Source organism: Oceaniferula marina, assembly GCF_013391475.1.
Lineage (GTDB): Bacteria > Verrucomicrobiota > Verrucomicrobiia > Verrucomicrobiales > Akkermansiaceae > Oceaniferula > Oceaniferula marina.
This window is the reverse complement of sequence record NZ_JACBAZ010000001.1, coordinates 220,556-242,517: the sequence shown is the minus strand read 5'-3', so window position 1 is coordinate 242,517 and position 21,962 is coordinate 220,556. Positions and strand designations below refer to the sequence as shown.

General features: G+C 50.9%; 17 protein-coding genes. 14 read left to right on the top strand and 3 right to left on the bottom strand.

Annotated features, from left to right (window positions below; genetic code table 11):
- Window positions 1-132: 132 nt before the first annotated feature.
- The 11 genes from speA (at window position 133) to HW115_RS00925 (ending at window position 15,347) form a co-directional block, all read left to right on the top strand.
- Window positions 133-2,055 (top strand): biosynthetic arginine decarboxylase, encoded by a 1,923-nt coding sequence (gene speA / locus HW115_RS00975; RefSeq protein ID WP_178930710.1) that lies wholly within the window; start codon window positions 133-135, stop codon window positions 2,053-2,055.
- A 21-nt stretch (window positions 2,056-2,076) separates the two neighbouring features.
- A complete protein-coding gene (locus HW115_RS00970; RefSeq protein WP_178930709.1) occupies window positions 2,077-3,294 on the top strand; it encodes a saccharopine dehydrogenase family protein in 1,218 nt (405 codons plus the stop codon).
- Between the two features lie 39 nt (window positions 3,295-3,333).
- Complete coding sequence (gene nspC / locus HW115_RS00965) at window positions 3,334-4,503, top strand: carboxynorspermidine decarboxylase (RefSeq protein ID WP_178930708.1); 1,170 nt, start codon at window positions 3,334-3,336, stop codon at window positions 4,501-4,503.
- A 37-nt stretch (window positions 4,504-4,540) separates the two neighbouring features.
- The gene (gene speB / locus HW115_RS00960; RefSeq protein ID WP_178930707.1) at window positions 4,541-5,431 is read left to right on the top strand and encodes an agmatinase; all 891 of its coding nucleotides are present in this window, start codon (window positions 4,541-4,543) and stop codon (window positions 5,429-5,431) included.
- A gap of 231 nt (window positions 5,432-5,662) precedes the next feature.
- Window positions 5,663-6,919, top strand: coding sequence for a hydroxymethylglutaryl-CoA reductase (locus tag HW115_RS00955; protein WP_178930706.1), 1,257 nt, complete (start codon window positions 5,663-5,665; stop codon window positions 6,917-6,919).
- Window positions 6,920-6,992: 73 nt separating this feature from the next.
- Window positions 6,993-7,877, top strand: a complete 885-nt coding sequence (locus HW115_RS00950; RefSeq protein ID WP_178930705.1) for a UbiA family prenyltransferase — start codon at window positions 6,993-6,995, stop codon at window positions 7,875-7,877.
- Window positions 7,874-10,408 (top strand): PEP/pyruvate-binding domain-containing protein, encoded by a 2,535-nt coding sequence (locus tag HW115_RS00945; RefSeq protein ID WP_178930704.1) that lies wholly within the window; start codon window positions 7,874-7,876, stop codon window positions 10,406-10,408. Before HW115_RS00950 ends, HW115_RS00945 begins: the two co-directional genes overlap by 4 nt.
- Window positions 10,409-10,437: 29 nt before the next feature.
- Complete coding sequence (locus HW115_RS00940; RefSeq protein WP_178930703.1) at window positions 10,438-11,547, top strand: BtaA family protein; 1,110 nt, start codon at window positions 10,438-10,440, stop codon at window positions 11,545-11,547.
- A 130-nt stretch (window positions 11,548-11,677) separates the two neighbouring features.
- Complete coding sequence (locus HW115_RS00935) at window positions 11,678-12,859, top strand: diacylglycerol/polyprenol kinase family protein (protein WP_178930702.1); 1,182 nt, start codon at window positions 11,678-11,680, stop codon at window positions 12,857-12,859.
- Window positions 12,856-13,803 carry a GNAT family N-acetyltransferase gene (locus tag HW115_RS00930; RefSeq protein WP_178930701.1) on the top strand — a complete coding sequence of 316 codons (948 nt, stop codon included), beginning with the start codon at window positions 12,856-12,858 and terminating at the stop codon, window positions 13,801-13,803. The genes HW115_RS00935 and HW115_RS00930 overlap by 4 nt, the downstream gene beginning before the upstream one ends.
- The gene (locus HW115_RS00925) at window positions 13,800-15,347 is read left to right on the top strand and encodes an AMP-binding protein (RefSeq protein WP_178930700.1); all 1,548 of its coding nucleotides are present in this window, start codon (window positions 13,800-13,802) and stop codon (window positions 15,345-15,347) included. The genes HW115_RS00930 and HW115_RS00925 overlap by 4 nt, the downstream gene beginning before the upstream one ends.
- Before the next feature lie 103 nt (window positions 15,348-15,450).
- Here the strand turns inward: HW115_RS00925 and HW115_RS00920 are convergent, their stop codons facing one another.
- A complete protein-coding gene (locus HW115_RS00920; RefSeq protein WP_178930699.1) occupies window positions 15,451-16,521 on the bottom strand; it encodes a substrate-binding domain-containing protein in 1,071 nt (356 codons plus the stop codon).
- Window positions 16,522-16,748: 227 nt separating this feature from the next.
- Here HW115_RS00920 and HW115_RS00915 point away from each other — a divergent pair, with 227 nt between their 5' ends.
- From HW115_RS00915 to HW115_RS00905, 3 genes are all read left to right on the top strand, one after another.
- On the top strand, window positions 16,749-17,750 hold the full coding sequence (locus HW115_RS00915) for a phytanoyl-CoA dioxygenase family protein (RefSeq protein WP_178930698.1): 1,002 nt from the start codon (window positions 16,749-16,751) through the stop codon (window positions 17,748-17,750).
- An 85-nt stretch (window positions 17,751-17,835) separates the two neighbouring features.
- The gene (locus HW115_RS00910) at window positions 17,836-18,552 is read left to right on the top strand and encodes a creatininase family protein (protein WP_227021200.1); all 717 of its coding nucleotides are present in this window, start codon (window positions 17,836-17,838) and stop codon (window positions 18,550-18,552) included.
- Between the two features lie 20 nt (window positions 18,553-18,572).
- Window positions 18,573-19,682 (top strand): zinc-binding dehydrogenase, encoded by a 1,110-nt coding sequence (locus HW115_RS00905; RefSeq protein WP_178930696.1) that lies wholly within the window; start codon window positions 18,573-18,575, stop codon window positions 19,680-19,682.
- A gap of 9 nt (window positions 19,683-19,691) precedes the next feature.
- Here the strand turns inward: HW115_RS00905 and HW115_RS00900 are convergent, their stop codons facing one another.
- Both HW115_RS00900 and HW115_RS00895 read right to left on the bottom strand, forming a co-directional pair.
- The gene (locus tag HW115_RS00900) at window positions 19,692-20,807 is read right to left on the bottom strand and encodes a sialidase family protein (protein ID WP_178930695.1); all 1,116 of its coding nucleotides are present in this window, start codon (window positions 20,805-20,807) and stop codon (window positions 19,692-19,694) included.
- 35 nt (window positions 20,808-20,842) lie between these two features.
- Window positions 20,843-21,847, bottom strand: a complete 1,005-nt coding sequence (locus HW115_RS00895; protein ID WP_227021199.1) for a hypothetical protein — start codon at window positions 21,845-21,847, stop codon at window positions 20,843-20,845.
- Window positions 21,848-21,962: the final 115 nt, after the last annotated feature.

Below are 21,962 nucleotides of genomic sequence, written 5' to 3'. Positions count from 1 at the left end.
GCTAAATTACAGAGAAATACCGCCCGCTAAATTTCATGACAATTATGCTGTTCAAATATAAAAACACATACTTATATTCCGCGCCATATAACACACATAAAATCAAGGTCGCCCAGACACCCCTACTTCATCATGAACAAGCCATCAAACCAAGTTTCATGGGATACCCAGCAGTCAAACGAGCTGTATGGGGTCGACAACTGGGCCAATGATTTTTTTAGTATCTCTGAAAATGGCCATTTGCATGTCCACCTTCACGATGAAGATCAAAAGACAGCTGTCAGTCTGCCTGATATTGTCGATGGTATCCGAGAACGTGGTCTTGACACCCCGTTATTACTCCGTTTTCACGACCTACTTGCCGACCGGATTCGCAACCTCAACATAGCGTTCAATTCGGCGATCACTCAATCAGGCTACCAAGGGTGTTACCGGGGTGTTTACCCGATCAAGGTCAATCAACAGCAGCAGGTCATCGAAGAAATCACCCAATTTGGCGAGCTGTATCACTACGGGTTAGAAGCCGGCAGCAAGCCTGAACTTCTTGCAGCTTTGGCTTATATGCATGATCCTGATGCCTACATCATCTGCAACGGCTACAAAGATCAGGAGTTTATTGACCTTGCCCTGCAAAGTACCAAGATGGGACTACAAATCATCTTGGTGATTGAAATGCCCAGCGAGCTCAACCTCATTCTAGAGCGCTCGGTAGCACTCGGAGTTCGGCCCATGTTGGGAGTTCGAGCCAAACTTTCGACATGCAACAATAGTCATTGGTCACATTCCAGTGGGGAGAACAGCGTTTTTGGACTCACCACCAATCAGATTTTGAATACGGTGGACACACTGCGGGATCACGGCATGCTGAATACACTCCGCCTCCTCCACTATCATCAGGGATCCCAAGTTCCCGATATTCAATCAATCCGCGAATCCGCCACGGAAGCATCACGCATCTACACCGACCTCATTCATGAGGGGGCTACCATGGGCTTGCTTGATATCGGCGGTGGTTTAGGGATCGATTACGACGGGTCACGGAGTGATAGCCACAGTAGCCGAAACTATGGGATTCAAGAGTATGCCGCTGATATCGTAGAGGTGGTTAAAACCGTGTGTGACGAAGCCCAGTTCAATCACCCCACAATCATCAGTGAGTCAGGTCGGGCTGTTGCCGCTTACTACTCGGTCCTGATTTTTAACATCCTGGATGTCAATAGTCCATCTGCCGATTCGATCCCGAATAGAATACCAGAAAAGCCGCACCCCCATACGATGAAGCTCAGCGAGGTCGAAGGCTATCTAGAGGAAGCTAATCTTCAGGAGTGTTATAATGACGCTATCTACTACCGAGAGGAAATCCTTTCTCTCTTCAGGCACGGAAACGTTTCTCTCCGTGAACGCGCTTATTGCAACTCTCTCTTCACGCGAATCATGACTCGCATTCACGAGATCGCAGACACCATGGAACAAGCACCTGAAGCCCTCGCAGAGGGCAATCCATTCCGTGATGTCTACTACGGCAATTTCAGCCTGTTTCAATCGCTCCCTGACTCGTGGGCTATTAACCAGCTTTTCCCGGTGATGCCGATTCATCGCTTGAACGAAGAACCTACCGCCAGGGCCACTCTAGCGGATATCACCTGCGACTGCGATGGCCGGATCGACCAATTCATTATCAAGGGTGAGCATCAGGATCATCTTCCATTGCACCCACTCAACGATCATGAAAATTACTTTCTTGGCGTCTTTCTTGTTGGCGCTTATCAAGAAACCCTGGGGGACCTGCATAACCTGCTCGGCGACACCAACGTTGTCAGTGTCGGGGTTAAAAATGGCAAGGTGCAATACCGCCGCGAACTTGCCGGTGACACCATTGCCGATGTTCTGTCCTATGTAGAATACGACACAAAAAACCTTGTTGAACGCTTCCGAAGCCTTGCGGAGCGCTCGGTCGAAGAAGGGAAAATCACCCCCAGTCAGCGCCGTCAAATCATGGACTCTTACCGAGAAAGTATTGCGGGCTATACCTATTACGAATCACCCAACACTTAACTCATTACCCATCTACCCATTATGAAATCCACACTCATTATCGGAGCCGGCGGCGTAGGTCGAGTTGTCACCCATAAGTGCGCACAACTCCCCGAAACCTTTGGAAAAATCACACTCGCATCACGCACAAAATCTAAATGCGATTGTATCGCAGCCGAGATTGACTACCCGATTGACACCGTCGCCATCGACGCCGATGACGTAGCGGCCACCGTAGCACTCCTCAACCAAATCAAACCCGACATCCTGATCAATGTAGCCCTTCCCTATCAAGACCTCACACTCATGGAAGCGTGTCTTGAAGCCGGTGTCGACTACCTCGACACTGCCAATTATGAGCCGAAGGACGACCCTCGTTTTTCTTACGAATACCAATGGCCATATCACCACCGATTTGTTGATGCCGGGCTAACAGCCTTACTTGGGTCAGGCTTTGACCCTGGAGTCACCAATGTTTTCTGTGCGTATGCCCAGAAACACTTCTTCGATGAAATCCACACCGTCGATATCATCGATGCCAACGCCGGGGATCACGGACTCCCATTTGCCACGAACTTCAATCCAGAAATTAACATTCGCGAAATCACAGCCAAAGGACGCTACTGGCAAGAAGGAGAATGGAAGGAAACAGAACCATTGGAGATCCACCAAGCATTCGATTTCCCCCACCCCGAGGTTGGAACCAAAGATATCTACCTCCTCTACCATGAGGAAATGGAGTCACTCTGCAAAAACCTCAACGGCGTAACCCGACTCCGATTCTGGATGACGTTTTCCAAGAATTACATCAACCACCTCACCGTATTGCAAAACGTGGGGATGACGTCGATTGAACCGGTCGATTTCCAAGGCCAACAAATCGCCCCTCTTGAGTTTCTCAAGTCCGTTCTTCCTGACCCTGCCTCGCTCGGGCCACTGACCAAAGGGAAAACATGCATCGGTTGTGTGATTGACGGTGTCAAAGATGGTAAGCGTCTGCAAAAGTACATCTACAACGTATGTGATCACCAAGAAGCATATGCGGAAACTCAGTCCCAAGCGATTTCCTACACCACGGGCGTTCCTGCCATGATTGGGGCTAAAATGATTCTCGATGGTCATTGGAAAAAGCCCGGCGTAAACAATATGGAGCAAAACGACCCCGATCCATTTATGGAGGCTCTGAACCAATATGGTCTTCCTTGGGAGGTAGTTGATGGCGCACCCTTTTTAGAGCAGCTTCAAAAACACAACCCCTAGGCTAAGGACAGGCAAGAGCTTCTTTGACACAACAGCGCGATGTCACATTCTATTCTAGAGATCAGCCAGCGAGACGAGGTTCCCACCCCATGCTACCTCATGGATGAATCCCTGCTGGCGCGAAACCTCAAAATTCTGGACCATGTCCAACAAGAATCCGGGGGGAAGATCATCCTTGCCCTCAAAGGCTTCGCGATGTGGTCCACCTTCCCACAGATATCTCAAACCCTCTGTGGTACCACTGCCAGTTCACTCAGTGAAGCACGACTCGGCATGGAGAAGTTTGGGGGTGAAGTTCACGCCTACTGTGTTGCCTACCGTGATCCTGAAATGGATTTTCTCCGGAAACACTGCCATCATATCACCCTCAACAGTTTGAGCCAATGGCAACGATTCCAACACCACGTCAACCAACCGGAGACAACCGCATCCTTCGGACTCCGCATCAATCCAGAATACTCAGAAGTCGAAACTGACATCTACAACCCCTGCCGTAAAGGGTCACGCTTTGGTATCACTGCTACCGATTTGGCAAATGCCGACGCATCCATCCTTGAAGGCATCGACGGACTCCACTTCCACACCATGTGTGAGCAGAATTCCGATACGCTCGAACGCACCCTCGAACACGTCGAAGCCAAGTTTGGCACCTATCTTCAAACGATGAAATGGCTGAACTGCGGAGGAGGCCACCACATCACTCGTCCCGACTACGATACGGATCGACTGGTCAGACTCATCCAGCACCTCCGCGCCGCTTACGACCTCGAAGTCTACCTCGAACCGGGAGAAGCGGTGGCGCTCAATACCGGATTTCTCATCACCCGTGTCATTGATCGATTTAATTCAGACGGTCACCCTATCGCCATTCTGGACACTTCCGCCGCGGCACATATGCCAGACGTGTTAGAAATGCCATACCGTCCGGAAATCCTTGGAGCTAGTGATCCTGGAGAAAAAAAACATACCATTACCCTGGGTGGCACCACATGCCTTGCAGGAGACGTCATCGGTGACTGGTCGTTTGATGAAGATCTCAAAGTAGGTGATCGACTCGTCTTCACCGATATGGCCCATTACTCGATGGTCAAAACCAATCATTTCAACGGCGTCGACCACCCCGCTATTGGCCGCTATCACCATCAAACAGACGAAGTCATCATCGACCGCCAATTCACCTACGAAGACTATCGTGACCGACTCTCGTAAGCACTTGTTTCTACCAAACACCTCACATTAACTATCGATGCACTTTCTTTCTTCTGAATTTCCTCAGTCATCTCCCGAAGACGCCTTGTTCCACATCATTCCCATGCCGATGGAGCAAACCGTGTCCTACGGTGCGGGCACGGCACTGGGTCCTCAAGCTATTCTTGATGCATCCTACCAACTTGAAGCCTATGATGGCACATCATACCCTGGAGAACTAGGGATCTACACCTCGGAGGCTATTGACTGTTCAGGAGATGACGAATCCTGTTTCTCAAACCTCGAAGTAGCCTGTCGCTCAGCCTATCAGACAGGAAAAATACCAGTCACACTCGGAGGAGAACATTCCCTTTCGATTGCCCCAGTCCGCGCCCTCCACGCTACCCGACAAGATTTCGGTGTTATTCAGATCGATGCCCACGCCGATCTCCGGGACACCTATGAAGGTAACCCCAACAGCCACGCTTGTGTCATGCGCCGCATTCACGAACTAGGCATCCCTATTTTTCAAATCGGCATCCGTAACCTCTGCAAAGAGGAAATCAACTACCGCAAACAGCACCATATCGGTTTTCTTGATGCCGAGGCCATCTATCAGAACGGCATACCCATAACCATCCTTCCCGAAGACTTCCCCCGCAACCTCTACCTCACATTCGACATCGACGCCTTCGACGCCTCCCTCATGCCCGCTACCGGAACCCCCGAGCCTGGAGGCCTTTTCTGGTGGCAAGCTCTCGATATCTGTCGAAACATCGCCCAAAACCGCCACATCGTCGGCCTCGACATCGTCGAACTCGCTCCAAAACAAGAGCTCCACTCCTGCTCCTACACAGCAGCCAAGCTCACATACGCCCTTATGGGTATCTCAAGTGCGCCCCCTGAGAGTGCCCCCCTCCAACTGATCGAAAAACGATTTGTTAAATAGAGTTCAGATCCAAAGTATTTCCAAGTTAACACAACGGCGGTCCTCGTTCACTCAGCGCATCTATAGGAAATGGACTCCACCTCACCCATCCTGAGAGCAAGACCCAGCCTCGTGTCATTGATGTCCCACTAACGAGCAAGGCTTGGCGGATTTCCTTTTGCTATCCGAGGAGATACGCACTGGATCAAGCTCCTCACTTGACCCAGTCCCCCATACTGATAGGGTCACCACATGGCTGGCAAACGATCTCTGACGAATGCGCACCTCAAATCACTCTTAGACCATCAGGATCTAGAATCATTGGAACGTCAACTGACCCCAAAGACTTCGCCTCCAGCAAAACATTACCTTCCCCATTCAACCGTAAGCCAACGGCGGGTTCAACGCTTTTGGAAAGGGATGGGAAAGGCTCCTCATCCGGATTTACTCGACGACTGGACGTCGGCAAATGCCGAATCCTTTGATGGTAATATTGAAAATTGTATAGGCTCGGTCAAGATTCCGCTCGGTGTGGCCGGACCACTTCGCGTCAACGGGCTTTATGCCCAAGGCGACTACCCGCTACCTCTCGCAACATCAGAAGCAGCATTGGTTGCAAGCTACCACCGGGGTGCCTGTATGATCTCCGCGGCTGGAGGTTGCACGGCGATGTTGCTCTACCAAGCAGTCAACCGCTCACCGGCCTTTGCGTTCGATTCCATTATTTCTGCCGGACGGTTTGTCGTATGGGCGATGGAATCTTTCGAACAATTTCAAGAAGTGGCCAACGGCACCACAAACCACGGTAAACTTGTCGATGTAGGAACGACCGTCGAAGGGAATCACGTTTACCTCAATTTCGAGTTTACCACAGGTGACGCCTCGGGGCAGAACATGGTTACCATCGCCACTCAAGCGGTCTGCGATTTCATCGAATCTAACTGCCCGGTGACTATCAAACAACTCTATGTTGAAGGCAATCTCTCAGGAGACAAAAAAGCCAGTGCTCAGGCATATACCTCTGTGCGGGGGCGAAAAGTTTCAGCTGAAGTTCTCATCCCTGCCCATATTCTAAAAAAATACGTTCACACCACCCCCAAACAAATGACGGATTACTGGAAGATGTCCGCCATTGGCGGTGTGCTGAGCGGCACCATGGGGGTGCATGGCCACTTTGCCAATGGATTAGCGGCGCTCTATCTTGCGACTGGTCAAGATGCGGCATGTGTCGCGGAATCTGCGATTGGAGTCACCCGCTTTGAATTAACGGATGATGGGGATCTATACGCTTCGGTCAGTCTCCCCAGTGTTATGGTGGGCACGGTCGGCGGAGGCACCGGATTACCGAGCCAAAAAGCCAGCTTGGAACTCATGGGGCTTTACGGATCAGGGCACAGCGGAGCACTCGCCGAGGTATGTGCAGGGCTTTTACTTGGTGGTGAACTCTCGATTATTGCGGCTCTTGCCACAGGTGACTTCACACGAGCTCATCGAAAACTCGCAAGATAAACATCAACAAAAACGATAAATATAAAAAAACAATCGATTTCATAAATGCAACGTCCCCTATTATAACTCTAGTATGCGTTGGTGGACCTACCAGAAAGAACGATTCCCTATTTTCCAGCACGGCCCTCTCGTCGCCGCGTTTAGCTCCTGTGCTGTGGCCTATTCCTCGATGCTGACAGGGGCGCCGCCAGTGTGGCAAACTTTTGCCATAGCCTTTGTCACCTGTCTGTTGTTTTTTCTTCAACTGAGAATCGCTGATGAATTCAAAGATGCCGAGGAGGATGCCACTTATCGGCCCCATCGCGCCGTGCCCAGAGGCTTGGTCAAGCTCTCAGAGCTTGGTGTCATCTTTGTGATTGCAGCCATCATCCAGCTCGTGATTGCCTGGGCCTACGCGCCCGCACTCGTGATTGTCCTCGTGATTGCCTGGGCATATCTGGCTCTAATGAGTGTGGAGTTTTTTGCTCGGGGTTGGCTCAAAAGCCGCCCCGTCACCTATCTCTGGACTCACATGCTGATCATGCCGATCGTGGATTTCTATGCCACGGCCTGCCATTGGCTTCCCAGTGGTGAGAAACCATGGGGCGGGCTCGTTTTTTTTCTAGCTGCCAGTTTTTGCAACGGATTGGTCATTGAGATCGGACGCAAGCTACGCCAAGCCGGTGGAGAAGAAACAGGTGTGCCTACTTACAGTAAACTATGGGGGCAACAAACCGCCGCGTGGGTTTGGTTTGGCTGTTTGTTGAGCACCACGGTGTTCGCCGTGATCGCGGCTAGCTTCGTGCATTTTGCGGTGCCCGTTTTCATCGTCCTTTGTCTTCTGCTGTTATGGGCGTTCAAACATACCCGACACGCCCACCGGACACCGTCGAAGACCTTTGAACTCATTTCCGGAGTCTGGACACTCGCTCTTTATCTTTCACTGGGGATCATTCCCCTTATCACCCAGCCACTATGATCATTCACCCTCACCAAACTGAGTATTACGAGTTGCTGGGAGGAAAAGCCAAGGCTCTCGCGCTCCTTAAGGAAACAGGCTGCCGCATACCGCCATGGTTTGCAGTTACCGCAGGACACCCCTGCGATCCTGATGACATCATCACCACGGCCAAGGGTCTTTCATGCAGCTACTATGCTGTGCGATCATCGGCCCGGGGAGAAGATGGCTCGGAGCATTCCTTTGCCGGACAGTATGACACCTTTCTATACGTCCAACACGATGACCTTCTCGATAGAATTGAACGTGTACAACAAAGCGACCAGAGCGAGCACCTCAAAACCTATCAATCGAGTAAACATATCGATGAAGTTGACTGCCCGACCGCACTGGTTCAACGCATGCTCACCCCCGAGGTCAGTGGAGTGGCATTCAGCGCCGACCCTGTAACGGGCAGCAGAGATCACGTTTTAGTTTCCGGGCTATGGGGAACCGGCAGTGCACTCGTCTCTGGGGAAGCTGACGCCGATGTATGGAGTCTGGACCGGAACAACAAAATTGTAGACAGCAAGATTGCCGACAAGGTCCATCAACACACCGCCAGCAGCAAAAGCGACGAAGGAGTGTCACTTGAAAAAGTAGAACCAGAAAGACGTCACATCCCCTGCCTCACAGAAGACCAACTCATCGAAGTCGCGACCATGGCCCGGCGATGTGCCACGTATTTCAACTGTCCACAGGACATTGAATGGGCGTATGAACAAGGGACGCTGTATCTACTCCAAAGTCGGCCAATCACCACACTCGACCACACCCCCGACCCCGCCTTACCTCTGACGGTCTGGGATAACAGCAACATTGCCGAAAGTTACTCAGGCATCACCTCGCCAATGACATTTTCATTTGCGGAGCGTGCCTATGAATATGTTTACCGTGAGTTCTGCACCTTACTCTCGGTACCGAAACAACGTATCGCGGATAACGGCGAAGTGTTCCCTAACATGCTTGGACACATCCATGGCCACGTTTACTACAATCTGAACAGCTGGTATCATGTGCTGGCCATGCTACCCGGATTCACCGTCAACCGATCGTTTATGGAACAGATGATGGGGGTCAAGGAACCCATGCCCGACGAAGTCGTTCAGGAGATCCTCCACAGGACGCAGACCACCAAGATCAAAGACGCCGCGGCCTTAATCCATACATTCATCGGACTGATCAAAAACCATCGATCACTGGAAAAGCAGTGTGACGCTTTCTACCTGCGACTCAACAAGGCGCTGGAGTCCCAACCAAAACCACTCACCGAAATGAATGGGTGCGAGCTCGCAGGTCATTACCGGGATCTGGAGTCGCAATTACTCAAGCGGTGGGACGCTCCACTCATCAATGATTTTTTTGCTATGATTTACTACGGTGTCTTAAAATCACTCTGTGAAAAATGGCTTGGTGATGGCACTCTGCAAAACACCTTACTCATCGACGCCGGAGAAATCATCAGTGCGGAGCCACCCAGACGAATCCTCGCAATGGCAGAGCTGTGCGCCGATGACAACAAGCTCACAGAAATCCTAGCCTGCCCGGATTTCAGCAGCGATGAAAAGCTCACAGCCCTAGGAAGCAGCCCCCCGATCTATCAAGCATTCGTCAGCTACCTCGAAGACTTCGGCGACCGCTGTCTGGAAGAACTCAAACTGGAGTCACCCACCGTCGGCGACAACCCCCAATCGCTACTCACCAGCATCGGAGTCATGGCTCAACGTTACCAGAGCGATCGTATGGCATCATCCACGCCCAATCAGTCACCAGAACCGGTTGCCGATGTTACCAAGTCACTATCCGGCATCAAACGAAAGCTGTTTCTTTGGGTTCTCAAAAACACAAAAGATCGTGTGCGCGACCGCGAGAATCTACGATTTGAACGCACTCGCCTCTTTGGAAGGGTCCGTCAAATCATCGTCGAACTCGGTAAGCGGCTTCATCGCGAAAACCACATAGCCACCCCGCGTGACGTTTTTTTTCTCACGATCTCCGAAGTCATGGGCGTCTATGAAAACACCACGTCTGTTGAAGCGCTTCGCCCGACTATCGAATCAAGGAAGCTGGAACAAGCATCGTTTACTTGTCCACCACCTGATCGGTTTGAAACTCGAGGACCTCTTGAACATTACTCGTCATTTTCACCCACCCGCAGCGCTACCGGGACTTCACCAATGGATGAGAATACCATTCAGGGCACTGGAGCCTGCCCGGGGGTCGTGCGAGGGGTCGTCCGTGTCGTCACCGATCCTCAAAACGTCACGCTTCAAGAAGGAGAAATCCTGGTAGCTCAGCAGACGGACCCAGGCTGGGTCGTGCTCTTCCCTGCGGCATCAGGCCTTCTGGTTGAGCGGGGCTCACTTCTTTCTCACTCCGCCATCGTAGCTCGTGAGCTTCAACTCCCATGTGTCGTCTCCATTCGCAGCATTACCACCATCCTCAAATCTGGGGATCTGATAGAAATGAACGGAAGCACCGGTGAAGTCAAACTTCTCAACCCTAAGCCCTGAATACAGCACTATCCGTAAATTCCACCCTCATGCAATCTGAAATCCAACAACATGCCGACTTCAACCATGTTCGCTATGCAAACTGCTGGGAGGATGCTGATATCCTGATTCGCGCGCTACAACCAGAAGGCCGCCATTGTCTGAGTATTGGCTCAGCTGGGGATAACTCATTTTCTTTGCTTGCTGCAGGTGCTCGCAAGGTGACCATCTCGGAAATGAACCCCGCTCAGGTTTCCTGTATCAAGTTGCGCATCGCGGCCTACAAATGTCTCAGCCACAAGCAGTTTCTAACCCTTCTAGGAGAACTCGATGCTACGCCCGAGGAGCGAGTCGAGCTCTATCAAAAGTGTCTCCCTGACCTTGATTCGACAACCCAGGAGTATTGGCATCATTTTCACGAACACATCCAAAATGGGTTTGGCCGAGCTGGAAAATTTGAAAACTACTTCACGCTGTTCCGCGACAAGTTCTTGCCCTGGGTGCATTCATACAAGCACACGGCTGAGCTGCTGACATCTAAATCGGCAAGGGATCGCAATGCCTTCTATGAAGAGAAGTGGAACACTTGGCGCTGGAGGCTTCTGTTTAAGTTATTCTTTTCCCGCTTTGTCATGGGGCGCCTCGGACGAGACCCGGCATTTTTCAAGTACGTGGAAGGATCTGTCGCTGACCGCATCCTGATGCGAACACGCCATGCATTAGTCACACTCGAGCCCGCAAAGAACCCCTACCTCCAGTGGATTCTCATGGGCCGATACGGGACCGCACTCCCTCATGCATTACGCGAGGAAAACTTCAACACCATCCGGGAGAACTTAGATCGTGTCACGATCGACCCCCGACCGCTGGAAGCCGTTCTCAATGACCCCGAGCAAATATACGATGCTTTCAACCTCAGCGATATTTTTGAATATATGTCTGAAGACAACACGGAAAGTCTCCTTCAAAGGATTCACTCAGGAAGCTCGCATGGCGCGCGTCTAGCCTACTGGAACATGCTGGCACCCCGGTCACGACCAAGTCAGATGGCGAGCAAGCTCAAAGCTCTCGGTGAACTAAGCCAGTCGCTCTTTCATGAAGACAAGGCCTTCTTTTACTCAGCCTTCATCGTAGAAGAATCCGTCCACACCAAAAGCTAACTCCGTGCCCCCTACCATTTCCATATTGATCACCATAAGTTTGCTTGGAGTCATTCTCCTATTGGCAACTTGGGGCCGCAGGTCGGGCAAGCTATGCCCCGAGAGTGCACGTAAGCTTGTACATATCGGCATGGGGTTCATCTGCCTCAGCTTCCCATGGTTGTTTCAATCAGTGCTTGCGGTGCAAATCCTGGCCTGTAGCGCAGTCATCTTGCTTCTCGTTATCAGACTCAGTAACCTTCGCAACTCGGTCGGATCAGCCCTCTTTTCAGTAGAACGCCTCTCAATTGGAGAATTACTCTTCCCTGCCGCCGTGGCTTGGTTATTTACATTAAGTTGGGATCAACCGGTCCTGTATTGTATCTCGTTATTACTCCTCACGCTTGCCGATTCAGCTGGAGCATTGGCTGGAAGCAAGCTCGGCAAACAATACTACCAAACCGCCGGAGCAAGTAAAACGCTGGAAGGCTCAATTGCCTTCTTTATCACCGCGGCTCTTTGCACAGCTCTCCCCCTCTACACCTTGACTCACCTCCCCATTGCGCAGGTCATCTTATTAGCGCTCAATATCGCTCTGTTCACCACAGCGGTGGAAGGAGCCTCAGGACACGGAATCGACAACTTACTCATCCCGATTGGGGCGTTCCTACTTCTGGACTACTACACTGGATTATCGGGTCATCAGCTGCTCATACGTTCCACAGCTTTGATGATACTACTCGCCGTCTTACTAGCCACCCACCATAAACACACCCTCAATGGTGGTGCCATTCTCACGGCCTTACTTTACAGCTTTGCAGCATTCACTCTTGGAGGAATTCCTTGTTTGCTAGCAACGATCCTTTTATTCATCCGCCACATTATCGTGCAACACAGACTCACCAGGGAGCAAGTGTTCGTCCACTCCATCGATGTGATTCTAGCCATTTCCATCCCCTCGCTTGCCTGGCTTACGCTCGGACGAGGCCAGAGCCTAGGTTACACCGAGTCCCAGTTTGGTTTCATCTGCACTCTCGCCATCATTATCTACATGCTGAACACGGGCACTCAAAAGCACCTTCACCAAAAACGACCAAACATGTGGCCGGGTATGTTTCTCACGGTTCTGGTACTTACCCCATCGCTATTCATCAAGGTGCCCATGCAGCACTACCTCCCGGTCCTTCTGATTGCTCCAGTTCTTGCATGGCTCTATTTTCACTGGAGAGAACCGACCGGACAAGCAACAATCTATCACTGGATCAAACTCAGCCTGCTGGCCGCCATTGGATCGATAGCCAACATGTTGATTACACTTGTCATTCTATCATGAAATTCATCACTCATACTGAAAAGAACGGAACCTCTGCTTATGACTCGATCTTTGCTCAGGGAGCAAGCGTCATCGCCCGTGATGGGGACCTATCCGCCGGGCTGTGGTTTGATCACACACCTATTCATCAAGGCCATCCCATTGGAACCATCGGCGAGTGCCTCATCGACAGCTCACCCGCATCCGTCGAATTTCTCTCCCACTGCGCCGACTACCTTCACCAATACCACCACTGCTCTACCGTGGTGGGACCGATGAATGGAAATACATGGCTCAGACACCGACTCGTTCTCGAGTCCAGTGGCCGCCCCCCGTTCCTCATGGAGCCACAAGAACCCGAACATTTCAAAACGACATTCGAAGCAGCCGGATTCTCCATCCTATCCCAATATTCCTCATCCTTAATCCAACTCACCCCCGACCAACCGACATTTCCATCCCTGGAAAAACGCCTTGAGCAACGAGGCGTCACAATCCGTAGTATCCGCCCTGAACGGTTCGAAGAAGATTTGACCGCCATCTTTCGATTGAGCCTCATCAGTTTTTCCAACAACTTTCTCTACACCCCACTGGATCAAGCATCATTCGTCGGAAAATACAGGTCGGCCCAAGAGCACATCGATCCTGAACTGATCTTACTGGCCGAGCGCGACGGCAAACTCGTCGGTTATGTCTTCTGCATCCCTGATCTGGAAGCCCACAAATATCAACAAGCCCCCGCTGTCATCGTCAAAACCCTCGCAGCCCTTCCGGACCGAACACTCTCGGGGCTGGGGACCGTGCTTGTAGCCAGAGCGCAACAAAAAGCAAAATCCAAGGGTTACAGCGAAGCGATCCACGCCCTCCAGTATGAAAGTAATTCATCCCTACGCATTAGCCAACGGTTCTCGGCCGAAGTGTTTCGCCGTTACGCACTGATGACTAAGAACTTTACCCCAGCATGAACTTAGTCACCCATCTCGCCCGAAGAGCCGAGCTCCACCCGGACCGTATTGCCCTCATTGATGCAGAGCGTGCAGTCAGCTATGCAGAGCTCTACAAGCTCGTCTGTAGTGGGTCGGATCAGCTACGCCATGACGGACTATCGCCGGGCGATACCGTGCTGATTTTGCAAGCAGTCAGTATTCCTTTATACATCAGTTTGCTGTCGGCATTCCATTCCGGGCTTACTGTGATGTTCATCGACCCCTCGGCAGGCAAAACAATGATCCGCAACAGTCTGTCACTTCATCAAGCACAAGCCTTTATTGGTACAGGCAAAGCGCACCTCCTCCGAATCACCATTCCTGAGATACGTCAGATCCCCAAGCACTATCATAGCTCAGGCTGGGTGCCGAGCAGTAAAGCTTGGAAACCAACCTCAAGCACCCCATCAACCCCAGTAGATACCGCCCCGGATACCCCGGCACTCATCACCTTCACCAGCGGGAGCACGGGGATGCCCAAAGCCGCGTGCCGCACTCACGGCTTCCTCCTGGCCCAGCACAGGGCCCTCGCTGCATCGCTCGATTTGCAGGACGGAGAGGTCGACCTCATCACACTCCCCGTCTTTGCGCTGGCCAACCTTGCCTCTGGACTGACCTCTGTGATTGCCCATACCGATTTACGTTATCCTGCTAGGGTCGACTCTCAAGCTGTCTTTGATCAATGCAACAAACACAATGTGACTCGCTGTGCTGCCTCCCCTGCTTTTTTCACCCAACTTCACAGGGACCGGATGATGCCAGCATTCGCATCCATCTACACCGGCGGCGCCCCTGTCTTCCCCGACCTTCTCAGTGAAATTCAATCCGCCCATCCCGGCATGCAAGTGGTCACGGTCTTTGGATCGACAGAAGCAGAACCCATTGCCCACATTCGCTGGCAAGATACCTCCGAACATGACCGGAATCAGATGGTGTCAGGTAAAGGGCTGCTGGTCGGCCACCCCGTCAGCGCTACCCAACTTCGTATCATACCAGATCAATCGGGAAAAGAAATCGGGCCGATGGACGAGGCCGCATTCAATGCTCTTGAATTGCCTCACGGCAAGATTGGCGAAATCGTGGTCACCGGCGACCACGTTCTCAAAGGCTATCTTCATGGTCAAGGCAACGAAGAAAGTAAAATCCACGTTCTGAGCGATCATTCCACCGTATGGCATCGCACGGGCGATGCTGCATGGAGAGATCAAAGCGGGCGGGTCTGGCTGATGGGTCGATGCAGCGCGGCCATCAACAGCCCCGGTCAGTCCCCGATCTATCCCTTCGGCATCGAATGCGCAGCCACGAATTTTCCTAGCGTTCGTCGATGTGCACTTCTGATGCATCAAGGCCGAGTCACCCTGGTCGTTGAGGGAGAATTCACGCATAAGCAGCAGGAGGCATTACAATCTCAACTTCCGCATTCCCCCGTCGAAGCATTCCTAAACGTCACGCACATTCCCGTGGACAAACGCCACAATGCTAAAATTGACTACCCGGAGCTGAGAAAGAGCTTAAAGAAATAAGCCCCCATCTAGCATTTGTAAAATGTGCGGTAATCCCGAAACCGAAACCATAAGGGGCAATGAACACATGAGAGACCCCAGATTGAATGCGCCTTTGGCTCACCTACCTAATGTGGCAAATGGAATCGCCTTTGACGTAATCGGGCATCAATTGAACTTGCACAGCTTCGCCAAGTCGACCTTTCAGTATATTAGTTACGACCTTCACCAGCTTCGTGGAAAAACGATCACTACGCATCGAATAATACGCCACCGAGGGGTGTAATAATGCCAGTGCCGGCCCATCAGAAAGGCATAGCAAGGAAAGGTCCCGCCCGACGATCAACCCTTTCTCAACAGCTAACCATCCACAGGTAAATATAGCGGCCCGGTATGAAGTAACCACTACGCCGTCAATCAACGAGGCATTGGAAAAAAGGGAGCTTAGCTTCTGCTCCAGACCACGATCGTAATCTCGATATGATACCGCACAGGGGGCAAGCCCCAAGCTCGCCATTTCTGCCCGGTATCCCAATTCCATGCTCCGCACACCGACCAGTTGATTTGATGGGCGCAAAAACAACACCCGCTCCAGCGTATGGCCTGCTCGCCTCATGACGCCCAAAGCATGCCGAACCGCAGCAGTATGATCCACATCAAGAAAAGGCGAATGCACACCCTCAGCCGCCGTGCCCAGGACAACAACCTGAAGTCCTTTGTCCTGAAACCAATGCTGCACCTCAGGAGATGCCCGGTGGAGAAGCCAAACGGCATTCTGATGCCTCGACACCACTTCTTTCAAGCGCTTGTCAGGTACTGATTTTCCGAGCATTGACGAGGTCTCGACATAGAGGGGCACGCCCTTGCCACCGAGCGCGTTGCGCAGATGATCAATACAGTACAAAAATCCATGGTTTGCGTCCAATAAACCATGCGGCGTGACCACGACCACCTTATCCAAACCTTTTTTGACTTCATTGGAACTGAGAACCCGATTCTTCCGATTCTCCAATGCGATCACTCCCCGCTCGCGCAACTTCAGAATGGCGAAGTGTATCTGATCCCGGGATACCCCGAACTCATCACTCAACCATCTCTCGCTTGGTAGATAATCCGGCCAAACGCCCTTGCCTATTTTCGAGCAAAGAACCTCTGCTACTTGGTCGCTGACTCTCTGTTTTTCAAATGCACTCATCACAGGTAATTCTTCAAGCAAAGTACGAAATCGGAGCCGAAGTTCAGACAAATTATCATGGACTAAAAAAAAGTCCACAGCCGATCGGTTGTCGATGCTGAGAAAAATGGCTTAAGGTGACGGAGTTACACAAACAAAACCATCAGCAAATAAGCCATGGATTGAGCCCAGTACCATCTGTGTAACAAGTATGCCAAACTCATTCAAACCCCTCATTTTACTTCATTATGATTCATACGACTAACCCCCTATTCCAAGTCCCTCAAGGTGTTACCTTCGAATCTGGATTGATTCCGAAAAGCCGTGGTTATGAACTCGACACATCGCCTGAAGCATTTGGCTTTCTCAATGAATTCCATGGAGATCCCATTCAGGATGTCGAATTATGTCAACGTGCTTACCAACAAGACGGCTACCTCTATATTAAAGGTTTCTGGAACCGTCCTGAAATAGTGGCGATCCGTGAACAACTGACCTCTCGCATGCAGCACCACGGCTTTCTTGCCTCCGGCACCAACCCTATGGATGCCATCCCCCATCCAGACCTCCTCAAAGGTATCGATGACAAAGACAAGGGATCCGCCACCTTGGATGGCATTGTTGATGAAGTGCCAGACATCAAAAATGTTCTTTATGAAGGAAAGATCATGGACTTCTTTTCGGCATTCCTCGGAGGTCCCTGCCTGCACTATGATCAAATCTGGTACAGATCCATGGCTCCTGGTTTTGGGACCGTCGCACATTGTGACCTCGTTTACATGAGCCGAGGCACACACAAGCTCTTTACCTCCTGGGTTCCCTGGAGTGACATCGACATGAGAACCGGAGGTTTGATGATTCTGGAAAACTCACTTAAGCATGAAGAAAAACTCGCCCCCTATCTCAGCCGTGATGTCGATGATTACTGCTCTAACCGACCTCTGCCCGACGGATTGGATTTAGAAGCCACCACTGACAACAAAGTGTGGGGCGGCTGGCTTTCAAAAAACCCAGTCTCACTTCGAGAAAAATTAGGAGGTCGATGGCTCACCTCGCCAAAATTTGAAATGGGCGACCTACTTACGTTCTCCATGAAACTGGTCCATGGATCACTGGATAACCAAAGTGACCACATCCGCATTTCATCCGACACGCGCTATCAATTAGCGAGCGACCCTGCGGATGAGCGTTGGGTAGGACCAGCTCCGCGCGGTCATATTGGCTATCACAAGCGCGGGCGCGTTTGCTAGAATATTCAAGTCCCCCATTTTCAACTGAATCTCAATCACAGAGTTCTCGATTTTCTCGTTAAGTTCAATAGCCTATCACTCCACGATGAGTCAACCTGATCTATCTCGCCTACGCCCCCGCCAAATTTATCAAGCCATGGAAAAGGCACCCATTGCATGGATACCTCTGGGTGCTATTGAATGGCATGGTTGGCACGCACCGGTTGGGCTTGATGCGCTCACGTCCAGCGGACTTTGCAAACTAGCAGCTAATGATCTGGGTGGCGTCGCTCTTCCACCTCTTCACTATGGAGCCTACGCATCCATCTCCAGTCATCCTTGGACCATCCTGCTTGATCAGGAAGACTGTGATATCCTCCTGCGCTTACTGCTTAAAACCTTATCGAGGCTTGAGGAATTAGGGGTGAAACACGCCGTCATTCTCACAGGACATTTTGCAGCGGTCCAAGGAGAAATTTTAAACGATTTGAAAGAAGCGTGGGAATCTGAATGGCGTGCCATGAAGCTCATCATTTTGAACCCAGACAGCTGCCCGAATCTGCCAATCGCACCCGATCACGGTGGTCTTTTTGAAACATCACTTCTCAAATCGCTTGAACCAGAAATGATTGATTTGAGCGAGCTCTCTGACGAGATCATCGAAGAAACAAACCCGGCAGGACCTCAACGACGAGATCCTTCTCACCCGCTTTACGGCATTATAGGAGCTGACCCACGAGGCCTTACGGAGAGCCATTGCAAGGAAATCCGAGAACACTTGCTAACTTGGATGATCGATGAGGTGAACGCAGCACGCTCATAGTCTCAAAAATCGGATTGAATATGAAAACCCAAGCCGCAGTCGCTTTTGAACCAGGCAAGCCCCTCGAAGTCTTAGACATTGATATCGAAGGTCCAAAAGACGGTGAAGTTCTAGTCGAAATGGAAGCCTGTGGAATTTGCCACACGGATGCCCATTCAGCATCTGGTGCCGAACCGTGGAGAAAGTTCCCCTTTGTTCCCGGCCATGAGGGCTGTGGTATTGTCCGCGAAATAGGCAAAGGGGTTACTCTGTTAAAACCAGGTGACAAAGTCATCCCACTCTACAAGAGCGAGTGTGGTCACTGTGAGCCGTGCACCACGGGAAAATCCAATAACTGTGACACCATCATGCCGACCCAAAAACTTGGCGTGTTGATGGATGGGACATCCCGGTTTTCTTATCAGGGAAAAGAAATCCTCCACTTTATGGGCTGCTCTGCATTTTCTCAATGGTCAGTTGCCCCGGAAATCTCATTTGCAAAAATTGCTCCTGACGCACCGTCGGACGAAATTTGCCTCCTAGGCTGTGCGGTGACAACCGGTCTCGGGGCGGTATGGAAAACCGCACAGGTAAAACCCGGCAGCACGGTAGCCGTATTCGGTCTGGGAGGTATCGGTCTAGCAGCCATACAAGGAGCAAAAATCGCAGGTGCAAAACGTATCATTGCGGTGGATCTCAACTCTGGAAAATTTGATCTCGCCAAACAATTTGGAGCAACCGATGTCATCAACCCAACCCAAGAATCCACACCTGCCGCTGAAATAATCACGGAGATGACCCAAGGTGGATGTGATTACACCTTTGAAGCGGCTGGCGCCATTCCAGCCATGCAATCTGCCATTGATGCCTCCCATCCACTTTGGGGAACCTGCTGTTTATTAGGAAACACTCCGAATGAAGCCCGTATCTCGATTCATCCCACCGCTGTTCTCGGAGGCAGAAAAATACTTGGCTGCACCTTTGGAGGTATTCAAGGACGTTCTGAACTGCCCGCGTATGTTGACAAAGCCATCACGGGTGAGCTCGACCTTAAGCCGATGGTAACCCACCGGCTCTCTCTAGCTGACATCAACCATGGCGTCGATTTAATGCATGCAGGCAAGAGTATCCGAAGTGTGATTACGTTTTGATTGCGCTCCTTATTTTTTTATACTCACTTTCTGAAAGACAATATCGCCGTTTTCACGCTCGGCCACGATCCCGAGTGTGCTGTCGTTCAATAACACCAGTGAGCTGTAAGCAAATGCCCCCTCAGTGAGTAGAGCCACTTTCCCCCAAGTGCTTCCCTTGTCATGACTGCGATACAAAGTCCCACGTGATCGCCCCTTGGTAGGTGTGGTCATATACAAAACGCCTTTAGCGTTAATCACATCCACCTCACAACGCCAATGCGCAGGTTGAGGAAAAGGCACGGGCTTCGACCATTTTTGAGACTTTCGGTCATAAGTCATATTCAGGCGCTTCGGTGAAATTCGAGTCGTCACAAAATATTTTCCATCACCCACAGGACACACCGCTGTCTCATTACCTTTACAAGGCATGGATGGTGAGCTCTCAAAGGTCTTTAAATCCTTCGTCCACAAAATACGGGCAAAGCGTTGTTTGTTGCCATCAATCGTTTCATCTCCCGTGATGGCAAACATCAATGATCCATCCTGATCGACTTGCAGGGATGCTGGTGATGGCCAAAACTTACAGTTCTCATCACCTTGGAAGCGCACCTTTGTAGGAGCCGTCCACACTTTTAAGTCTTTGGACGTGGTAAACCATGCAGCATTTTTAGTGAGGTAAGTCGCCACATATTTTTTCATTGCAGGGTACCAAACGACTTGCGTTTCTTGAGTTCTCTCGGTGAGAGGGAAATCGGTTTTGGGCCGGCTCTCCTTATTCTCGTAATCTGTGTTATGACGAATATAGTTCCACGACTTCCCTTCATCTTTTGAAACAGCAAAAAATGTGGTACTTTTACCATGGTCGCCCCCAACACTACACCGACCAACAATTGCCACCACTAACTCACCTGATGGAGTCAAGGTCAGATGTGGAATCCGGTATCGCTTTACGCCCCACTGATCTTTGTGCTCTTTTACAATTTTCTTTTTTCCCTCTCCCCCGGGTTCCATCACTTCCAGCTTTCCTCGAACAAAAAGGGTCTTTTCCAGTTCTATGGAGGTCGTTTCGGAGGCCTGAGCTCCTGACAGAAGAGCGCCTACGGCGCTGATCAGAAAAATAGATTTTCGATTCATTTTCATCATGCTTTAAAATGTTTGGATTGTTGGTGCTGCGGGGTCTATTGATTCGCTTGTTTCTTCAACTCGGTTCTTAATGCTTGTATCTCAGGTGTCAGAATTTGCGCCTTTGTCATATCATTGGGCAATTCAACGAGGGTCGCCCCAATCCGAAACCCCTCGCGGATCAGACCTCCGGCAATATGGGCGCTGAATACTTCGGTTTGAAAATAGAGCGGAGTTTGTCGCTTAAGGTGCTCCTTTTTCAAGGCATACAACACATGCTTGGCATCCTGATCCCTTTTATTCAAAAGAACTGAATTTTCAGACAGGGAATGGTTCCCAATCATGTACTTTTTATTCAGTCTCTTTCCTTCTTTTGCCATGTGGTTCATCAACTCCGTGACAAACTCGACATCAGATCCCTGACTCCTTGTTTTGCCTGATGAATCAAGAACATACTTTCGGCGTGTATTGAAGGTCATTTCAACCGGTGTATGATCCCATATTTCCATAAAGCGGGTAATGTCGGCCTTCAGGCATGCAAGCTCGTTTTCTCTGGTCAAGCCAGCCTTCATCAAAGCTGGCAAAACGTTGGGGAAACCGGGTTGCCGCCACATCACCTCGGTGTGCAGGGTCATATTCCCTGAAATCGATACATCTCCTAGCAAGTCATGACAATCATAACGAGCGGCCATCTTCTTTTGAAAATCCACCCAAGCCTCGGCATATGCCGCGGTCCAAAATTTGGGAGTCGATCGAATCACAGGCTTAGCCGGCACCTTCTTCCGGTAATCGACCTCTACCGAACCCGCGTGATCCAGCACCCAGTCGGGAGCATATATTCCAGAAAAAGTTCGCAGACGCACTCGCAGTTTTTGGTCGGGATGCTGCTTATTCCACTGGGCAACAGCAACCAAAGCCCGGTCCACGACATTGTCATCGGCAATCGGCCCAAATTTCTCTGGCTGCATGTCAGCCCATTCCGCAAAAACAAGCGTAGCATCCACCCCCTTGACGGGAGGAACAAAAGTGCTTCGCTTTCCTCTCACAGGGGCAACCCTCATACCAGGATAGCCTCGTAACACCAAACCTTGGAGCAACGGCTTTTCAGCGGCTATCAGAAAAGGAGTAAATATCACACAGCATAGGCCGAGGATACAAAGATGCCTCTGAGTTTTC